At 41.6% G+C, this 3,525-nt stretch carries 5 protein-coding genes; 1 reads left to right on the top strand and 4 read right to left on the bottom strand.

The window, feature by feature from the left end; genetic code table 11:
- From B4H32_RS06700 to yiaA, 4 genes are all read right to left on the bottom strand, one after another.
- Positions 1 to 321, bottom strand: a 321-nt coding sequence (locus tag B4H32_RS06700; protein ID WP_414630951.1) for an ATP-binding cassette domain-containing protein, incomplete at its 3' end; no start/stop codon positions are given.
- Positions 321 to 1,259, bottom strand: a complete 939-nt coding sequence (locus tag B4H32_RS06705) for an ABC transporter permease (protein ID WP_004680864.1) — start codon at positions 1,257 to 1,259, stop codon at positions 321 to 323. The genes B4H32_RS06705 and B4H32_RS06700, both read right to left, overlap by 1 nt.
- A 457-nt stretch (positions 1,260 to 1,716) precedes the next feature.
- Complete coding sequence (locus tag B4H32_RS06710; RefSeq protein WP_004680863.1) at positions 1,717 to 2,145, bottom strand: hypothetical protein; 429 nt, start codon at positions 2,143 to 2,145, stop codon at positions 1,717 to 1,719.
- Positions 2,146 to 2,360: 215 nt separating this feature from the next.
- A complete protein-coding gene (yiaA, locus tag B4H32_RS06715) occupies positions 2,361 to 2,828 on the bottom strand; it encodes an inner membrane protein YiaA (protein WP_004680862.1) in 468 nt (155 codons plus the stop codon).
- 246 nt (positions 2,829 to 3,074) lie between these two features.
- On the opposite strand from yiaA, the gene B4H32_RS06720 reads away from it, so the two are divergent.
- The coding region (locus B4H32_RS06720) for a PCRF domain-containing protein (protein WP_286800979.1) at positions 3,075 to 3,525 on the top strand (451 nt) is incomplete at its 3' end.

Below are 3,525 nucleotides of genomic sequence, written 5' to 3' on the forward strand. Positions count from 1 at the left end.
CCAAGGAAATAGGGTATAGCCCTGAAACACCATGCCACGTTCTGAACTTGTGCCTGTGATAGCTTGACCATCAACTAAAATTTCACCACTATGATAAGGGTCTAAGCCAGCCACCACACGGCTCAAGGTGGATTTGCCACAACCTGACGGGCCAATCACACAGACAAATTCACGTTTATGAATTTTTAAATCCAGTTGATTGAGAATGGTGCGTTGCTCTTTGCCATGCTTAAACACCTGTGTCAGTTTTTTTGCTTCCAGAATCACAGGACGGGCATAAATTTGTTCAAAATAAACATTCGCATCAAATTGAGTTTCCATTATTTTGCTCCTGCTTTCCATTTAAATAGACGTTCGCCTAATTTCATCAACATCACATCGGTGACCAAACCAATCACACCAATAATTAAGATAGCGGCATAGACATTCTCAAAATTCTGGTAACGGGCTTGTTGAGTGATAAACCAGGTAATCCCCGAAGTGGCCCCGATCAATTCTGATACGATTAAATAAGTCCACGCCCAGCCCAGTAACACCCGTAAATCACGGTAAATATCAGGCAGTGCCGCAGGAATCACCACATGAAATAAACTTTTGGCTTTATTTGTTCCCAGTGTATAACCCGCTTCAATTAGGCCGCGATCCACCATACGAGTGGTATTGGCAATAATCAGGATTTGCTGAAATAAGGTGCCGATCACGATAATGGCAATTTTAGGTGCATCATTAATGCCCAAAATGGCAACTGCCAATGCGCCAAATGCAGGCGCAGGTAGATAACGGAAAAACTCGACAAAGGGTTCAGTCAATCGGGAAATCGTGGCAGAAAAGCCAGATAAAATGCCGAGTGGAATACCAATCAGAGATGAAATAAAGAAAGCGATAAACACAATCTTGATACTGTGCCACAGACTTTGATGCAACCACGGCGCATCAGGTTGTTGTGGTGGTGTGGTAAAGGATGTGACCAGCGCTTTGGCAACCTCATGTGGTGCAGGCAGATAAATTGGATTGACCAGAATCCCATTTGGCGGTGTTTTACCTGCATCCACTGCCTGTTGCGCTTCACGATAAAAGGCAGTTTTTTCAATACGTGTGCCGACCTGTAAATAAGACACACTGCCAGAATCGGTAATTTGTACCTGTGGATGCCAGATAAAGGGCAGGTAACTGACGCAACTCCAAATCAGGATGGGAATCAGGAAAGACCCCAAACCTAACAAAAGTTTTTTCTTTTTTGAGAATACTGAATCATGCATAGGTTTGTACCTATCGAGTAATACGATTTTTTAAAAACGTAATACTTGAAGCAATTTTGATGCCATTCCTGAGACTAGGATAAAGTGACTTATTTAAAAGATGGCCGATGAGAAAAATTCATCAATTTATTGAGCTTTAATTTTTTATCTATTTGATTTTTTTAAATTTAAAAAATTAATCCGATAAATGAAAAATTTTCATAGTGGAAACATCAACCTGATCATAAAGATATTTATATGGCAGGTTATGGAGCAGGGTAGCTCAAATCTTTATCAACAACCCATACATGCACAGAAAAAAAGCACGTATGCTCCACCTGCAAACTTGGGTGATGCGCTCGGTGCTTATTGTATCGGTATAAAAAGAAACACTATGAAGTTGGTTGAATACATCAAGACCAAATGCTTTTAGAAATTTTAATCGTAAAAAAGCGCCCAAAGGCGCTTTTCTAAAATATCAGTGATGACGATGCTTTCTTTTTTTCTTGTATTTTTTAGACTGGTAATTGTCATAGTCGCGGTCCTGACCGACTTTACGACCCAAAGCTGCACCACCTGCGGCACCCGCAGCGGCACCAATATAACCGCCTGTTGTACCACCTACATTCTTACCAACGGTATAACCGCCCACGCCACCTAAACCACCACCAATTGCAGCTTCAGTACGGGTATGTTTACTACTTGCAGCCGCTGCACCACCAGCACCGCCAAGTGCGGAACCAATCATGGCACCATTGTTGCCACCGATCTCCTTACCAATTGCAGTGCCCACCACACTTCCCAAGGCAGATGTGGCAGCAACACGAGTTGCATTATCAGCGTGTGCTGTAGTCACCAAAGTTGAGCTGGCTAAAATCGCACCCAATAACCAAATATTCGCTTTCATTTTGACGACATCTTTTGTAATGGAGGGAAATGTAACAAAGTTTGAGGGGAAAATTGTGGAGATGGCTGCCTGAATTATTACGTTTTGGTGTCTGGATTGTAGCGTTTTGTTTTGGTGAATAAATTTAAAAGAGAAATAATGATGATAAAGCATATGGATAGTAAGCATCATCGCGAAATAGGGAAGTTCTCGGGCTGAACTTCCTTAAGCTAAATTTAATCTTGTTGATGATCTTGCTGTGGGGAATCCTCCAGTTTCAACTGGCGGGGATTCAACTCATTTTGCAGGCGTAGGTAATTTAGGTCACGAATATTCTTTTGTGTTGCAACAACCCCAAACAGGCTTAGCAGGAATGACATAATATAAAAACCTTTTTCACTCATGGTGATGTCAGCATTCCATAGGCTGATCAATAACAGCACGATACAGACTGCCATGGATACCCAGCACAGACCATAGTAAATTGTGGTAACAGCAATTTCCTCCAATTGATCACGAATGGTTTTCTGCAATGAGGCGGCAGAAAATAAACCATAGAGTAAAATGACCAGATAGTAGCCTTTTTCATGCAAGGGCATATTGGCATTCCATAGCCCAATCATGAATCCGACCGCCCCAGCAAGTAAAGCAACCCAGCTTGCCGCAATAAATGCGGAGGTTGGACGATTAATAAAATTATTCATACATATTATCCTGTTGTTTTATCTTTCTATTTGTCCCTGATTATTTATATCGGAGCACAAATCCAAGAACAAGTGTCCACAACCAAAACTGAACAATTTATGATGAAATGAGGGCGAATGGGTAAGTTGGCCCGTTTCTCTATGTCTTTTAAGCACCAGAATCTGTACACTATGCGCAATTTTTTAATGTTAATTGTGCGGTATATGTTGTATTCGCACAAACCTGAATTTTGAGATATTCCGCCCATGAAAGCATCACTCCGTTTAAGACTGGATCAACTTTGTGATCGTCATGAAGAGCTGACTGCATTACTCGCTGATGTAGAAGTGATTTCGGACAATAAACGTTTTCGTAAACTGTCCCGTGAACATAATGACTTAACTGAAATCACCGAGGTTTGGGGTAAATATCGTCAAGCTGAGGAAGATATTGAAACAGCTGAGATGATGAAATCTGATCCAGATTTCAAGGACATGGCAGAAGAAGAAATCAAGGCCAATAAAGAGCTTTTGGTGGAACTGGAAGATCAACTGAATGTGTTGATGATTCCAAAAGATCCAAACGATGCCAATGCAGCTTATCTTGAGGTTCGTGCCGGAACGGGGGGGGACGAAGCTGCGATCTTCTCGGGTGATTTGTTCCGTATGTATAGTAAATACGCTGAAACACAAGGCTGGCGTATTGAAGTGCTTTCTG

Origin of the sequence: Acinetobacter sp. UBA2063 (assembly GCF_002333245.1) — a bacterium.
Lineage (GTDB): Bacteria > Pseudomonadota > Gammaproteobacteria > Pseudomonadales > Moraxellaceae > Acinetobacter > Acinetobacter parvus.

Coding starts and splice junctions, on each gene's coding strand:
- B4H32_RS06705 (WP_004680864.1), bottom strand. CDS start 1,259: ATGCATGATTCAGTATTCTCAAAAAAGAAAAAACTTTTGTTAGGTTTG.
- B4H32_RS06710 (WP_004680863.1), bottom strand. CDS start 2,145: ATGAAAGCGAATATTTGGTTATTGGGTGCGATTTTAGCCAGCTCAACT.
- yiaA (WP_004680862.1), bottom strand. CDS start 2,828: ATGAATAATTTTATTAATCGTCCAACCTCCGCATTTATTGCGGCAAGC.